Here is a 14,836-nt window from a genome sequence, read left to right as displayed (position 1 = left end):
CCCCGCCGTACCTGCCGAGCTGCCGGTGCAGGGGCGGACGACCGTGCGCCCGCCCCTGGCACCTACCGGCCCGTGCCGGTGAGAACCGGTTCGAGGTCGTACTCGTCCGCCGCCGGCCGGGGGTCGTCGTGCTGCCTGAACAACCTGCTGGGCCACCACATCCATCGACCCACGTCCAGGGTCAGCGCGGTGACCAGCACCGAGCGGACGATCATGGTGTCCAGCAGCACACCGAACGCCACCGCGAAACCCAGCTGCGCGGCGAACACCAACGGCAGTGATCCCAGCGCCGCAAAGGTACCGGCCAGCACCAGACCCGCCGAGGTGATCACACCGCCGGTGGCGGACAGCCCGATCCGCGCGCCACGCCGGGTGCCGTGCAGCAGTGCCTCCTCCCGTACCCGGGTGACCAGGAAGATGTTGTAGTCGATGCCCAGGGCGACCAGGAAGACGAACACCAGGAGCGGGAAGTTCGAGTCCGCCCCGGCGAAGTCGAACACGTGGTTGAACATCAGGGCGCTCACGCCGAGGGCCGCTCCGAACGACAGCACCACCGTCGCCATGAGCAGCAGCGGTGCGACGATCGCCCGCAGCAGCAGCGCGAGGATGAGGAAGACCACGACCAGTACGACGGGGATGATCACCTTGGCGTCGCGGGCGGCCGACTGCTGGGTGTCGAGTGCGATCGCGGTGCTGCCGCCGAGCCGGGCATCCGCGTCCTCGATCCGGTGGACCTCGGTTCTGGCCCGCTCGACGGTGCGCATCGCGGCCTTGCTGCCGGGGGCGTCCCTGAGCGTTCCGAGGACGAAGGCCTCACCATCTTTGATCATCGGCGGCGCGACGTCGGCGATCCCCGGCACGCCGGACAGCACGCTTCTGACCTGCTCCGCCGAGGCAGCCTTGGCGACGACATAGATCGGGTCACCCGAACCGGCCGGAAAGTGCCGGGCCTGGATCTCCTCGCCGACGACCGCCTGCGACTCGTTGGTGAACTGGCCCTTGCTCGGGATCCCGTCGGCCTTGAGCCCCACCACCCCGATCGCCATCACAGCGAGGGCGAGCGCGGTACCGATCCAGACGATCCGCGGCCGTCGGGCGACGGCGGTGCCGATCCGCGTCCAGATGCTGTCCCTGGCCGTTGCGACCGAGCCGTACGACGGCCTCGCCGGCCAGAAGATCCAGCGGCCGCAGATGACCAGCAGGGCCGGCATCAGGGTGACCATGGCGAGCAGCCCGACGAGGATGCCGACAGCACAGGCCGGGCCGAGCCCCTTTGTGGAGTTGAGGGTGGCCAGCAGCAGCACCAGCAGGCTGACGGCGACGGTCGCGGCGCTGGCGATGATCGCGGGACTGGAGCGGTACAGGGCCTCCGCCATCGCCTCGTGCCGGTCCTCGTGCCGCCGCAACTCCTCCCGGTACCGCGAGATGAGCAGCAACGCGTAGTCCGTGGCGGCGCCGAACACCAGTACGGTCAGGATGAGGCTGGTCTGCGTGTTGACGGTGAGCCCGGCGTTCTTCGCCAGCAGGTAGATCACCGCTTCCGCCATCACCAGGGCGCCGCCCGCGGTCAGCAGGGGTAGCAGTGGCAGTAACGGGCTGCGATAGGTGAACAGCAGGATGACGACCACCACCAGCGCGGTGATCATGCCCAGGGCGCCTCCGCCACCGAAGGCCGTGATGGAGTCGGACGCGTAGCCGGCCGGTCCGGTGACGTGGAACCCGAGACCGTCGGCGTTCTCTTCGCCGATCTCGGTCATCGCTTCGACGACCGCGTGGGCCCCGTCCCAGCCCTCGTTACCGTCGTCGATCTGGACCACGGTCTGGATGGCCCTGCCGTCCTGGGCCTGCACCGGGCCGTGCGGCTGTCCCACGACCTTGTCGATGCCCTTGAACGCCTCGACGTCGGCCTGGGCCTTGGCCATGTCGGCAGGAGTGACGCCCTCGGGCCGGTCGTAGATCACGATCGCGGGCAGGGTCTCGGCGGGCTGGAACTTCTTGGCCTGTTCGATGACCTTGGTCGCCTCCGCGTTGCTGGGCAGCCACGCGGAATTGTCGTTCTTCTCTACGTCGCCGAGCTTGCCGGCCAGCAGAAAGGCCGGGATCAGCAGGGCCAGCCAGCAGGCCAGGATGGCCCACTTCGCGATCCTGCCGCTGGGCAGGGTCATCAGTTTTCGCAGCATGGCGATTCCTCACTCACTGTTCAGTTGACGTGGGAGAGCTTGTCGGGATTGGCCACGGAGTAGATGCCACGCACCTGGCCGCCGTCCGGAGTGAGGTCGAGGACGATGACGGCGTACGGGGTGTCGTCGGCGAACAGCAGCGCCGACGGGTCGCCGTTGACGCTGCGGTAGACCACGTCGAGGGCCTTGCCGAAGCGGGCCGCGATACCGAGGAGGAGGCGGGCGACCTTGTCCCGACCGTGCACCGGCCGTAGACCTCCGCCTGCGTGGGTCCTGCCTCCGCCGTCACTCCACAGGGTCACCTCCGGTGCCAGGAGCTGCAGGAGGGCGTCCAGGTCACCGCCGAGCGCGGCGGCCAGGAACCGTTCGGTCACCTGCTGGCGGACGCGCGGGTCGGCCTGGAAGCGGGGACGTCGGGCCTGGACGTGCTCGCGGGCGCGGTGGGCGAGCTGGCGTACCGCCGAGGGGCTGCGGCCGAGGATGTCCGCGATCTCGGTGTGGGCGTAGCCGAACACCTCGTGCAGGACGAAGACCGCGCGTTCCAGTGGCGTGAGGGTTTCCAGCACCACCAGCAGCGCCATCGACACCGACTCGGCGCGTACGGCCGCATCGGCGGCATCGCCGGTGATCGGAGTGTCGACGAGGGGGCCGACGAGCGGTTCAGGCAGCCATGGCCCGACGTACGTCTCCCGGCGACGGCTGACGGTGGCCCGGTGGGCGAGCGCCCGGTTCACCGCGACCCGTACCAGGTAGGCGCGTGGGTTCTCGACCCGCTCCACCGTCGGTGCCTGGTTCCTGTTCGCCCACGGCAGCCATGTCTCCTGCAGCACGTCCTCGGTGTCGGCGACGCTGCCGAGCATGTTGTAGACGATGGAGAACAACAGCTCCCGGTGATCGGCGAACACCTGCGTCGCGGTGTCCGGCGCCGTGGCTACCGCCGCCTTCTGGGAGCTGCCTTCTAACGAGGGTGACGGGAAGTCGGGCGGGATGTCGGACATGGTGGGCCTCCTGTCGCGGTCGCATCCTGAGAGCGCGACAGGCGCCGGGAGTGTGACATCCAGCCTGAGATGTGACCCGCATCTCCACCGCCGGCTGCCGCACCGGGCGGGCCGCCTCACATTCCGAGGGGCCGCGTCGTCGTAGTGCGCGGACAAACTCGACCCGGAGGAGAAGCCAGGTGGCAACGGTCCAGGGCACAGGCAACAAGGCGACGGTAAGGCGCCTTCATGACGCCATCGGCGGCGGCGTGGAACTCATCTGGCAGACCATCGACGAGATCGTCGACCCCGACGTGTTGTTCCACGCACCGGTGCCGACCGGCGCGACCGGGGCGCAGGCGCTCAAGCAGGTGTGGCCGGTGCTCCTCCGCGCGTACCCCGACCTCCGCGTCACGGTCGAGGATCTGGTCGAGGAGGGGGACAGGGTCGTCAGCAGGAACACGGTCACCGGGACCCATCGGGGTGAGTACCTGGGTCTTCCGCCGACCGGCAGGTCAGTCGTCTACGACGAGATCTTTCTCTACCGCTTCGTCGACGGCCGAATCGCCGAGATCTGGGGGGTCGTCAACGTCTTCTCCCAGCTGAACCAGCTCGGCGTGATTACCACCTAGCCGAGCCCCGGCCACCGCCGGTCGGCCACCGTCCGCACCCGCAGCGGCCCGATGCAAGTACGCTTGCGGAAAGCGCAAACGGGTGAGGTCGGGGAGTGTGGGGCTGGTGCCGGATCAGGAACTGGAACCGCTGCTCGAGGCGGTCGGTCCCCGCCTGCGCGAGGCGCGGAAGGGGCGCAACCTCAAGCTTGCCGACGTCGCCGAGCAGACGGGAATCTCGGTCAGCACCCTGTCGCGCCTGGAGTCCGGGCTGCGGCGCCCCTCGCTCGACCTGCTGATCCCACTCGCGCGGGTCTACCGGGTGCCCCTCGACGACCTGGTCGGCGCCCCACCCTCCGGAGATCCGCGAATCCATCCCCGTCCGGTACGACGCCACGGCATGGTCCACATCCCGCTGACCGGACAGGCCGCCCCCGTACAGGCGTTCAAGATGGTCCTGCCCGGCCGGAACCCGAGCACCCCGATCAAACAGGGCGCGCACGGCGGTTACGAGTGGATGTACGTGCTCAGCGGGACACTTCAGCTCAAAATCGGATCCGACCTCACCACCCTCGTTCCCGGCGAGGCCGCCGAGTTCGACACCCGGACACCGCACGGCATGGCCAGTGCCGGCCACGACCCGGTCGAGATTCTCGTCCTCTTCAGTCCGCAGGGCGAGCGGATCCACATCCGGGACGCCTGAGTGGTTCGGCGAGTTCGCCGTCGGCAACGGCGAGCGGCTACCTGCGGTCGTTGCCTGGCTACTCGACGTCGAGCACAGGGTGCGTACGCCCCCATAACCGCGTGATGCTCACCGCCGAGCCGATCGATCATTGGTGGATGAGGGGCTTGAGTGGATAACTTCGAGCCCCGGGACACGAAGCGACGGACGGAGGCTGGATGACGGACGGCAATGCTGCCTATCGCTACACCAACACGGTGGTGCTGTCGGTGGCGGCTCTGGAGGCGCCGGTCGTCGTGACCTCTGAACAGATCGACGAGGAGCTGAGCGACACGCTCGATCGGCTGCGGTTGCGCCGGGGGATGCTCCAGCGGATCGCCGGTGTCCAGGAGCGACGTTGGTGGCCGGAGGGCTTCGGCTTCGCCGACGCGGCGGCGGTGGCCGGGGCGAAGGCGTTGTCCGAGGCCGGTGTCGACGCGCGCGAGGTGGGGCTGCTGATCAACACGTCGGTGTCCCGGGCGCACCTGGAGCCGTCGACGGCGGTCGCCATCCACCACTCGCTGGAGCTGCCGCAGTCGGCGTTGAACTTCGACATCGCCAACGCCTGCCTCGGATTCGTCAACGGGATCCAGGTCGCCGCGAACATGATCGATGCCGGACAGATCCGCTATGCGCTGGTGGTGGCGGGCGAGTGTTCCCGGGAGGCCCAGCAGGCGACGATCGACCGGCTGCGTCGTCCGGACGCCACCCGCAGGGACGTCCGGGACCAGTTCGCCACGCTGACCCTCGGCTCCGGCGCGGCCGCGATGGTGCTGGCCGCCGCGGACACCCACACCGAGGGCCACCGACTGGTCGGTGGGGTGAGCCGGGCCGCGACCCAGCACCACGAGCTCTGCGTGGGGGACAGCACGAGGATGCGTACCGATGCCAAGGGCCTTCTCGACGCGGGCCTGGAGTTGGCCGAGGCGACCTGGGCACACGTCGGCCCCTGGGACTGGCAGGACATGGACCTGTACGTGATGCACCAGGTCTCCGTCGCGCACACCCGGGGCGTCGTCGACCGGCTCGGCCTCGACCCGCGCCGCGTTCCGGCGACGTTCCCGATGCTGGGCAACGTCGGACCGGCCTCGTTGCCGCTGACCCTGGCACACAGCGCCGGCTCACTCAGCTCCGGCGACCGGGTGCTCTGCATGGGAGTCGGCTCCGGCCTGAACACCTGCGCCCTGGAGATCGTGTGGTGAGCGGCGACGAGAGCCTGCTTCCGGCCGAGCTGCCCGGTCTGGATCCCGCCTGGTCCCGCCGGGTCACCGCAGTGGACAGCCAGGGCGTGGAGCGCACCTGGCACGTCCTGGACACGGCTGTCACGGACCCCGAACGCCCGAGCGGGTACGTCGGCACGCTGCTGTGCGTGCACGGCAACCCCACCTGGTCGTACCTGTGGCGGCACCTGCTGGCCCGATTCAGCCGGCCCGACGCGCCGCCGTGGCGGGTGGTCGCCGTCGACCACCTGGACATGGGGTTCTCGGAGCGGACCGGCACAGTACGCCCGCTGGCGCAGCGGATCGACGACCTCGGCACGGTGACCGACGCGCTGGGCCTGACCGGACCGGTGATCACGGTCGGACACGACTGGGGCGGTGTCATCTCGCTGGGCTGGGCCCTGCGGCATCCCGACCAGCTCCGCGGCGTGGTACTGACCAACACAGCGGTACACCAGCCGCCCGGATCGTCGGCGCCCACGCTGATCAGGCTGGCCCGGCTGCCCGGCATCCTGCCGGCGGTGACCGTGTCGAGCCCGACCTTCCTGCGAGCCACCCTCGCGCTGGCGAATCCGCCGCTGCCGGAGCAGGTCCGGGCCGGCTATCTCGCCCCGTACCGGACTCCGGACCGCCGGGCGGCGATCGGCGGGTTCGTGGCGGACATCCCGCTCACCCCGGAGCACCCGAGCTGGCCGGCGCTGACCGAGGTCGCCCAGGGACTGAGCAGGCTGGCGGAGGTGCCGACACTTCTGCTGTGGGGGCCGCGTGATCCGGTCTTCGGCGCCGTACACCTGCGGGACCTGCGAACCCGGTTGCCGCACGCGAAGCTGCACCGGTTCGAGGGGGCGGGGCACCTGCTCGCCGAGGACGCCGACGTGCCCGGCGCGGTCGTACGATGGCTGGCCGACCTGGATCGGCCGGCCCCGAAGCTGACGCCGTCGCCGTCGCCGTCGCCGGAACCCACCGAGCCGTGGCGTCCACTCTGGGCGGCACTGGCGGACCGCTCCGACGACCGGTCGGTCGCGCTGGTCGAGCTGGCCCACGGGGGCCGGCAGGTCAGCTGGGCGCTGCTGTGGCGGCGGATCCGGGAGATCGCCGCGGGACTGGCCGCCTCCGGGGTACGCCGTGGCGACCGGGTGGCGCTGCTGGTGCCGCCCGGCGCCGACCTGACCGCCGCCGTCTACGCCTGCCTGCGCATCGGCGCGGTCATCGTCGTGGCGGATCCGGGGCTGGGACTGGCCGGCATGAACCGGGCGCTGCGCGCCGCCGACCCCGCCCACCTCATCGCAGTCGGCCGGGGACTCGCCGTCGCCCGGGCGCTGCGCTGGCCCGGGCGACGATTCGGCGCCGGACCGGGCGCGGCCGTACTCGGCGCGTCGACCCTGGGTCGGCTCGCCCGGATCGGCGCGGGCCACCCGGAGCTGCCGTCCGCTCCCGGCCCGGACGACGACGCGGCCGTGCTCTTCACCTCCGGCTCCACCGGCCCGGCGAAGGGCGCCGTCTACACCCACCGGCAGCTCGCCGCGATGCGGGACGCACTCTCCAGTTTCGGCCTCGACTCCGACACCGGGATCGTGGCGGCGTTCGCACCGTTCGCGTTGTTCGGGCCGGCGCTCGGCGCCACGTCGGTGATCCCGGACATGAAGGTGACCGCGCCACGCACGTTGACCGCCGCCGCCCTCGCCGAGGCGACGGCCGCGATCGACGCGTCGGCGGTGTTCGCCGCACCGGCGGCGTTGCGCAACGTGGTGGAGACCGGTGACGCGCTGGACGACCGGCAGCGTGCCGCTCTGGAGGGGGTCGAGCTGCTGCTCAGTGCCGGTGCACCGGTTCCCGCCGTACTGCTGGCGCAGGCGCGGGCGCTGATGCCCAAGGCGCAGCCACACACCCCGTACGGGATGACCGAGGTTCTGCCGGTCACCGACGTCACCCTCGACGAGATCGTCGACGCCGGGTCGGGGGACGGCGTGTGTGTCGGTCGGCCGATCCCCGGGGTGAAGGTGGCGATCGCCGCGCTGGACCCGACGGGTACGCCCGCCGAGCAGCCCGGTGCCGCCGCCGGGGTGACCGGGGAGATCATGGTCCGGGCCGGGCACGTCAAGGATCGGTACGACGCCCTCTGGCTCACCGAACGCGTCAGCTCCCGCAACCCGGGCTGGCACCGTACCGGCGATGTCGGCTACCTGGATCCGGACGGCCGGCTGTGGGTGCAGGGTCGACTGGCCCACGTACTGAGCACCTCGGACGGCGTACTCACCCCGGTCGGGATCGAGCAGCGGGTGGAGTCGTTGCCGCAGGTCGCCCGGGCCGCCGCGGTCGGGGTGGGCCCGCGCGGCGTGACGCAGCTCGTGGTCGTCGCCGAGACCCGACCCCCGGTACGCCGCGCTGGGCCAGCGGACCGGAAACTGGCCGACGACGTACGCGAGGTGACCGGGTTACCGGTCGCGGCCGTACTGGTCGTACCGGACCTACCCACCGACATCCGGCACAACTCGAAGATCGACCGTACCCGGCTGGGTCGGTGGGCGGAACGGGTCCTCGCGGGCGGAGGGCTCGGGAAACTGTGAAGGTTCTCGTCACCGGCGCCAGTGGCATGCTCGGCGGTGCCGTCGCGAGCGTGTTGACGCTGCGGGGCGACCAGGTCCGCGTGCTGCAGCGCCGGCCCGCCGACCTGGCCGGGGTCGACGAGCGGCGTGGCGACATCACCGATCCGGCGGCCGTTTCGGTGGCGGTCGACGGAGTCGACGCGGTGGTCCACCTGGCCGCGAAGGTGTCGATGACCGGTCCGTGGCCACAGTTCCAGCGGACCAACATCGACGGCACGGCCATCCTCCTCGACGCCGCCCGAGCTGCCGGCGTCACGCGCTTCGTCCAGGTCTCCTCGCCGTCGGTCGCCCACCACGGCGCCGGCCTGGTCGGCGTCGGTGCCGACCAGGCCGATCCGGACCACGCCCGGGGCAACTACGCCCGCAGCAAGGCCTCGGCCGAACTGCTCGCGTTGGCCGCCGACTCGTCCGACTTCGCCGTCGTCGCGATCCGCCCCCATCTGGTCTGGGGACCGGGCGACACCCAGTTGGTGGCCCGGATCGTCGAGCGGGCGCGGTCCGGCCGGCTCGCACTCGTCGGCCGGGGTACCGCCCTGATCGACACGACGTACGTCAGCAACGCCGCGGATGCCATCGTCGCCGCGCTCGACCGGGCGGCCGAGGTCGACGTACACGGGCGGGCCTTTGTGGTCAGCAACGGCGAGCCGCGAATGGTGGCCGAGCTGGTCGAGCGGATCTGCGGCGCCGCCGGGGCGCCGCCGCCGCCGAGGCTCCGGGTGCCGGTGGCGGTGGCGAAGACCGGAGGCGCCGCCGTGGAGCGGGTCTGGTCGGCGCTGGGACGGACGGAAGAGCCGCCGATGACCCGGTTCCTGGCCGAGCAGTTGTCCACCGCGCACTGGTTCGATCAGCGCCGGACCCGGGAGGCACTGCGCTGGTCACCGGCGGTGACCCTGGACGAGGGCTTCGCCCGGCTGGCCACCGCGTACGGGTCGGATGGGTGATGAGGCAGGCCTGCCCTCGGTGGGGTCGTAGCATCGGAGCCCGTGATCGTATGGCTCAATGGCACCCACGGCGCAGGCAAGACAACGACCAGTGCGCACGTGCAACAACTGATCCCGAATTCACGGGTGTTCGACGCCGAGAAGGTCGGCGAGACACTCATGGACATCACGCCCGGGCTGCCCGGGACGGACAACTTCCAACACTGGCCGCCGTGGCGGCCGCTCGTAGTCGAGACCGCGCGCCGTGTACTCGACTACACCGGCGGCACTCTGGTGATGCCTATGACTGTCCTGGTCGAGCAGTACTGGCGCGAGATCAGCGGGGGCCTCGCCCAGCACGCCATCCCGGTGCGGCACTTCGTCCTTCATGCGGACCAGGACACCCTCCGCAGGCGCATCGCGGGTGCCTCTCCCGTTCCCTCCCCGTTCCGGCTCAAATACCTTGAGGCTTACGCCGAAGCGGCCCGCCTGTGGCTGCACGGTGAGGCCGAGGTCGTCGACACCACGCACCTCACGCCCGTCCAGGCGGCCCTGGAGATCGCAGAGGCCGTCAAGAGTTGAGATCTGCCCACCCTGCGGAAACCGCCACGGGTGGCAGCATTGACGTGGACGTCGCGCCGTCAGGCGGCGGGCTTTCGGGTGCGGCGACGGATGCGTTCGAGCCGGGCCTGCCCCGAAGCCGGTTCGTCCATGCCGAGCCGGGCACGTCGCCGTAGCCTCTTCGCGACGATCTCTGCCAACGGGGTGTCCCGCCACTTCCGCCACCGCTTAATCATCCACATGGACTTCTTGGCCAGCAGCCTCATCTCGACCTGCTCGGCCGCCTCGGTTCCGGCGACGGGGCCGGTCGCGGCGGCGAGCAGCTGCTGCTCGCGGTGCCGGTCGGCGCGGTGCGGCACGCGCTTGTTCCGCCGGATGTTCCTGCGGGAACTCTTGGCGTTCTCGCCGTAGTCGTTGCGCCGGTCCCTGGCGTAGCTCAGCGCCTTCTTCGCCTGCGGGCTCCTTCGCGCCATCGCTCACCGTCCCGAGGTCCGTCCACCCGACCGGCCCAGGGTATCCGCCGGCCCGTCAGCCGGGCAGCGGAAGTTGACCCCGGTCGTCTGGGTTAACTCGGTCGTCCGGGTATCCAGGTCGTGGTTGACTCGGGCCGAACGTTCAGCCACGGATCGAGCAGGGAGACGACATGCGAGCGGCAAGCACCTCCATCGAACAGGAATTGTCGATTTCTTCGAGGAGTGTGGCGGTTGCCGCGGAAAACGCTGAACCTAGGGATCCTGGCGCATGTCGACGCCGGTAAGACGACACTGACCGAACGGCTGCTGTACGCGGCCGGGGTCATCGACACCGTCGGCACGGTCGATGCCGGCACGACCCGGACCGACACGCTGGCGCTGGAGCGTCAGCGTGGGATCACCATCAAGTCTGCCGTCGTGTCGTTCGAGATCGCCGGCGCGACGGTCAACCTGATCGACACACCGGGGCATCCGGACTTCATCGCCGAGGTGGAGCGGGTGTTGAGCCTGCTCGACGGCGCCGTTCTGGTGATCTCGGCCGTCGAGGGCGTCCAGCCGCAGACCCGCGTCCTGATGCGCGCGCTACGGCGGTTGCGGATACCGACGCTGCTGTTCGTCAACAAGATCGACCGTGGCGGCGCCGACGTCGGACGGGTGATAGAGGCAATCAGGCGACGCCTTCCGGGCGCGATCATCCCGATGGGTACGGTCGACGGCCCCGGCACCCGCGCCGCGCGGTTCCGGCCGTACGGATTCGACGACCCGACCTTCCGGGCGGCACTGACCGAGGTACTCGCCGAGCGGGACGACTCGCTGCTGGCCGCGTACGTCGAGGACGAGTCGGCGGTCACGGACGGACGGCTACGCGGGGAACTTGCCGCCCAGAGCCGGCGGTCGTTGCTGCATCCGGTCTTCTTCGGAGCGGCGACCACCGGAGAGGGCGTACCCGCGCTGATGACCGGCCTGGCCGAACTGCTGCCCGCCGAGGCCGGCGACCCGGAGGCCGAGATGTCGGGTCGGGTCTTCAAGATCGATCGTGGATCGGCCGGCGAGAAGGTCGCCTACGTCCGGATGTTCGGCGGCACGGTGCAGATCCGGCAACGGCTGCGGCTCGGGACCGCCACCAGCGGCGATGCCGAGGCGAAGGCCACCGGCATCAGTGTTCCGGAGCACGGCGGCTGGGTCCGGCGCCCGCACCTCGTCGCGGGCGAGATCGGCCGGCTCTGGGGCCTGAACGGGGTGCGGATCGGTGACACCATCGGCCAGCCACCCCCGAGCGGGGACCTGCAGCACTTCGCGCCGCCGACGATGGAGACCGTGGTCGTGCCCGTACGGCCGGGTGATGGCGGCGCGTTGCGCGGTGCACTGGCCCGGCTGGCCGAGCAGGATCCGCTGATCAACGTCCGGTCGGACGACACCGGCCGGGAGATCTCCGTCTCGCTCTACGGCGAGGTCCAGAAGGAGGTCATCGGGGCGACGTTGGCGACGGACTTCGGCATCGACGTCACGTTCCGCGAGACGACGATCATCTGTGTCGAGCGCCCGGTCGGTCGCGGCGAGGCGGTTGAGATCCTCAACACCGAGTCCAACCCGTTCCAGGCCACCATCGGCCTGCGGGTCGAGCCGGGGCCGCCGGACTCGGGGATCGAGTTCCGGATGCGGGTCGAGCCGCAGGCGATGCCGATGTACGTCTACAGGAACGCCGACACCTTCACCGAGCACATGGCCCGGTACGTGCGCCGAACCCTGTGCGAGGGCCGGTTCGGTTGGCAGGTCACCGACTGCGTCATCACGATGATCGACTGTAGCTACAGCCTGGCCGACGGTCCGCCGTCCACGCGTGGCCCGCTCAGTACGCCGGCCGACTTCCGCAATCTCACGCCGCTCGTGCTGATGCGGGCAGTCGAGGAGGCCGGAACCGTGGTCTGCGAGCCGATGCTCCGGATGAGTCTCGAAATCCCGGTCTGGTCGATCAGCGCCGTCCTGACGGCCCTGGGTCGGATCGGCGCGGCGGTCAAGCATCAGTCGCTCCGGGGCGATCTGACCACCATCGAGGCCGTCGCACCGGCGGCGCGGGTACCGGACCTGCAACGCCGACTTCCCGGGTTGACCGCGGGCGAGGGGGTTGTCGAGTCCACCCTCGACGGCTACCGACCGGTCCGGGGCGAGTTCACCGGCCGGCCGAGGACGACGGTGGACCCGCGGAACCGTGAGCGGTACCTGTTGTCCCTGACCCGGCAGGGGGCCCGGGGTTGAGCCGCCGACCGGCCGGCGGGGACAGGGTTGACAAGATCATGGGAGTCTGTGGCGTGGACTCGACGACCCTGCAGGTGGCGGCACGTCGCTACCTGATGGAGCGCTACGACGAGTTGACCCGTCGTTACGCGGCGACGCCGGTTCAGGGGCCGGCCGAGGACGGGTACCGGTACCGCTCCGAGGCCGGGCGGATCGTTCCCCGGTACCACGTCGTCGCGGCGATCCTGGCGCAGGTGGAGCGACTTGATCCGGATTGCCTGCCCGAGCCGTCCGACCTGGTGGACGTGCTGGCCGAGGCGGGCGACACGGCGGGGTCACCGTCCACCCGGAGCGCGTCCGAGGCGGCGGAAGTCGCGGCGGAAGTCGAGGTGGTGGCCGAGGAGCGTCGGCTGTTCCGGTCGGCGTTGCAGGGTTGGGTGACCGCCGGCGATCTTCGGGTGGAACCGTTGCCGTACCGGCGCCGGTTGACTCCGGCGGAGTCGACCGAACGGCAGGAACGGCTGCGGCGTCGGTGGGGCCTGGTGGACCGGTCGTGGCATCCGATGCTCGCCGATCCGACCCCGCCGGACGTGCTCGTGCTGGCCGACGCGTCGATGTGGGATGAGCGGGGACTCGCCGAGGCCCGCGCCGCGCTACGGCGGCTGGGCGGAGGCCGGGTCACCGAGCTGTCCGAGGACGGCGCCGACGTTCTCGTCGACGTGGAGACGTTCGCGCCCCGCTACGCCGGCGCCGAGGGTGTGTGGAGCGACGACACGCTCAGCTGGATCGCGTACGCCTCCCACGAGGGAACCGTCGCGTTCGGCGGTCACCTCGCCGCCGCCCTGGAGGTGGGATGGGCCGACGTCGACCGATGGCGCTGGTCAGCCTGGTGACGGCGGGCGTACGGGCCGCACCGCCCGCCGTGGGCAATCACTGCGGTGTCGGGCCCGGGGCGGTGGAGTCGCATCTCGGATAGTGCACGGACTCGCGCCGCTCGGTGGCGTCGATGTAGTCGTGCAGGGCCCGCCGGGAGCGGGTGAGGGTGTCGATGCGTTCGTCCAGCCCGTGCAGGCGGGCCCGGAGGGCGTCCAGGAGTTCGGGGCAGGGCTCGAACTCGGGGACCGCGCCGTTCGCGCAGGGCAGCAGGAACCCGATCTCCTGGGTCGACAGCCCGGCTTCGAGCAGCTTTCTGATCTGGGTCACGGTCAGGATGGCGTCGGCGGCGTACTGGCGGTAGCCGCTGGTGCCCCGGTCGGGCTCGAGCAGGCCCTGTGCCTCGTAGTACCGCAACTGGTGCGCGTGGACGCCGGACCGCCGGCTCAACTCCCCGATCAGCACGCCGTTTCCTCCTTGACCTTCATACCGGTGTGAACGTTGATGATTCTGCCAGCACCCTCAACCCGACTCCATGGAGCACACGATGCGGAATCACGATGCTGGCCACACCCCGGTGACGGTTATCGGCCTGGGCCTGATGGGTCAGGCGCTGGCCGGGGCGTTCCTGCGCGCCGGGCACCCCACGACGGTGTGGAACCGTACGGCGGCGAAGGCCGAAGATCTCGTCGCGCAGGGGGCGACGCTCGCCGGCTCGGTGGGAGATGCCGTGGCGGCCAGTCCGCTCGTGGTCGTCTGCGTCTCGAACTACGAAGCGATGCACGAACTCCTCGATCCGCTGGGCGGAGTCCTCGACGGTCGGGTCCTGGTGAACCTGACCTCGGGCACGTCGCGGGTGGCCCGCGAGACCGCGCAGCGGGCGGCGCCGCTGGGCGGCACCTATCTCGACGGCGCGATCATGGCCATTCCGCAGGCCATCGGCACGGCGGACGCCGTCATCCTCTACAGCGGCCCGCAGGCGGCCTTCGACTCGTACGAGTCGACCCTGCGCAGCCTCGGCGCGGGCACGTACCTCGGTGCCGACCACGGCCTGTCGTCGCTGTACGACGTGGCGCTGCTGGGCGTGATGTGGAGCGTGCTGAACGGCTTCCTCCAGGGCGCCGCCCTGGCCGGCACGGCCGGTGTGGACGCCACGACATTCGCCCCGATCGCGAACACGGTGATCAGAACCGTGACCGACTGGGTCCCCGGCTACGCGCGGCAGATCGACGAGGGCGCCTACCCGGCCGACGATTCCACCATCGACACGCACCTGGGCGCGATGGCGCACCTCGTCCACGAGAGCGAGTTCCTGGGCGTGAACGCCGACCTGCCGAGGCACATCAAGGCCCTGACCGACCAGGCCGTCACCGACGGGCATGGCGGCAGCGGCTACGCGGCGATGATCGAGCAGTTCCGTAGGCCCTCGGAAGCACGCGGATGACCATCACGCCGTTCG

13 protein-coding genes are annotated in these 14,836 nt (G+C 70.7%); 9 read left to right on the top strand and 4 right to left on the bottom strand.

Annotated elements, in window-relative coordinates:
- Positions 1-62: 62 nt before the first annotated feature.
- Entirely contained in the window at positions 63-2,180 is a 2,118-nt protein-coding gene (locus tag H4W31_RS35270) for an MMPL family transporter (RefSeq protein ID WP_192770561.1), read from the bottom strand.
- Positions 2,181-2,200: 20 nt separating this feature from the next.
- Positions 2,201-3,178 (bottom strand): RNA polymerase sigma factor SigJ, encoded by a 978-nt coding sequence (sigJ, locus tag H4W31_RS35265; RefSeq protein WP_192770560.1) that lies wholly within the window; start codon positions 3,176-3,178, stop codon positions 2,201-2,203.
- Between the two features lie 179 nt (positions 3,179-3,357).
- Between sigJ and H4W31_RS35260 the strand changes: the two genes are divergently transcribed.
- From H4W31_RS35260 to H4W31_RS35235, 6 genes are all read left to right on the top strand, one after another.
- A complete protein-coding gene (locus H4W31_RS35260; RefSeq protein WP_192770559.1) occupies positions 3,358-3,789 on the top strand; it encodes an ester cyclase in 432 nt (143 codons plus the stop codon).
- Positions 3,790-3,895: 106 nt separating this feature from the next.
- Positions 3,896-4,471, top strand: a complete 576-nt coding sequence (locus H4W31_RS35255) for a helix-turn-helix domain-containing protein (RefSeq protein WP_318783589.1) — start codon at positions 3,896-3,898, stop codon at positions 4,469-4,471.
- A 197-nt stretch (positions 4,472-4,668) separates the two neighbouring features.
- Entirely contained in the window at positions 4,669-5,691 is a 1,023-nt protein-coding gene (locus tag H4W31_RS35250) for a 3-oxoacyl-ACP synthase III (RefSeq protein WP_192770558.1), read from the top strand.
- Positions 5,688-8,276 (top strand): alpha/beta fold hydrolase, encoded by a 2,589-nt coding sequence (locus H4W31_RS35245; RefSeq protein WP_318783588.1) that lies wholly within the window; start codon positions 5,688-5,690, stop codon positions 8,274-8,276. The genes H4W31_RS35250 and H4W31_RS35245 overlap by 4 nt, the downstream gene beginning before the upstream one ends.
- Positions 8,273-9,256 (top strand): NAD-dependent epimerase/dehydratase family protein, encoded by a 984-nt coding sequence (locus H4W31_RS35240; RefSeq protein WP_192770557.1) that lies wholly within the window; start codon positions 8,273-8,275, stop codon positions 9,254-9,256. The genes H4W31_RS35245 and H4W31_RS35240 overlap by 4 nt, the downstream gene beginning before the upstream one ends.
- 42 nt (positions 9,257-9,298) lie before the next feature.
- Entirely contained in the window at positions 9,299-9,817 is a 519-nt protein-coding gene (locus H4W31_RS35235; RefSeq protein WP_192770556.1) for an AAA family ATPase, read from the top strand.
- A 59-nt stretch (positions 9,818-9,876) separates the two neighbouring features.
- Here the strand turns inward: H4W31_RS35235 and H4W31_RS35230 are convergent, their stop codons facing one another.
- Entirely contained in the window at positions 9,877-10,269 is a 393-nt protein-coding gene (locus H4W31_RS35230; RefSeq protein ID WP_192770555.1) for a hypothetical protein, read from the bottom strand.
- A 231-nt stretch (positions 10,270-10,500) separates the two neighbouring features.
- Here H4W31_RS35230 and H4W31_RS35225 point away from each other — a divergent pair, with 231 nt between their 5' ends.
- Positions 10,501-12,525, top strand: coding sequence for an elongation factor G (locus tag H4W31_RS35225; protein WP_225945846.1), 2,025 nt, complete (start codon positions 10,501-10,503; stop codon positions 12,523-12,525).
- 53 nt (positions 12,526-12,578) lie between these two features.
- Positions 12,579-13,397 carry a hypothetical protein gene (locus H4W31_RS35220; protein ID WP_192770554.1) on the top strand — a complete coding sequence of 273 codons (819 nt, stop codon included), beginning with the start codon at positions 12,579-12,581 and terminating at the stop codon, positions 13,395-13,397.
- Positions 13,398-13,434: 37 nt separating this feature from the next.
- On the opposite strand, the gene H4W31_RS35215 is transcribed toward H4W31_RS35220, so the two are convergent.
- Positions 13,435-13,842: a MerR family transcriptional regulator gene (locus tag H4W31_RS35215; protein ID WP_192770553.1), complete on the bottom strand. Its 408-nt coding sequence runs from the start codon at positions 13,840-13,842 to the stop codon at positions 13,435-13,437.
- 82 nt (positions 13,843-13,924) lie between these two features.
- On the opposite strand from H4W31_RS35215, the gene H4W31_RS35210 reads away from it, so the two are divergent.
- Positions 13,925-14,821 carry an NAD(P)-dependent oxidoreductase gene (locus tag H4W31_RS35210; protein ID WP_192770552.1) on the top strand — a complete coding sequence of 299 codons (897 nt, stop codon included), beginning with the start codon at positions 13,925-13,927 and terminating at the stop codon, positions 14,819-14,821.
- Positions 14,822-14,836: the final 15 nt, after the last annotated feature.

Origin of the sequence: Plantactinospora soyae, assembly GCF_014874095.1 — a bacterium.
GTDB lineage: Bacteria > Actinomycetota > Actinomycetes > Mycobacteriales > Micromonosporaceae > Plantactinospora > Plantactinospora soyae.
This window is presented reverse-complemented; position numbering and strand designations above follow the sequence as displayed.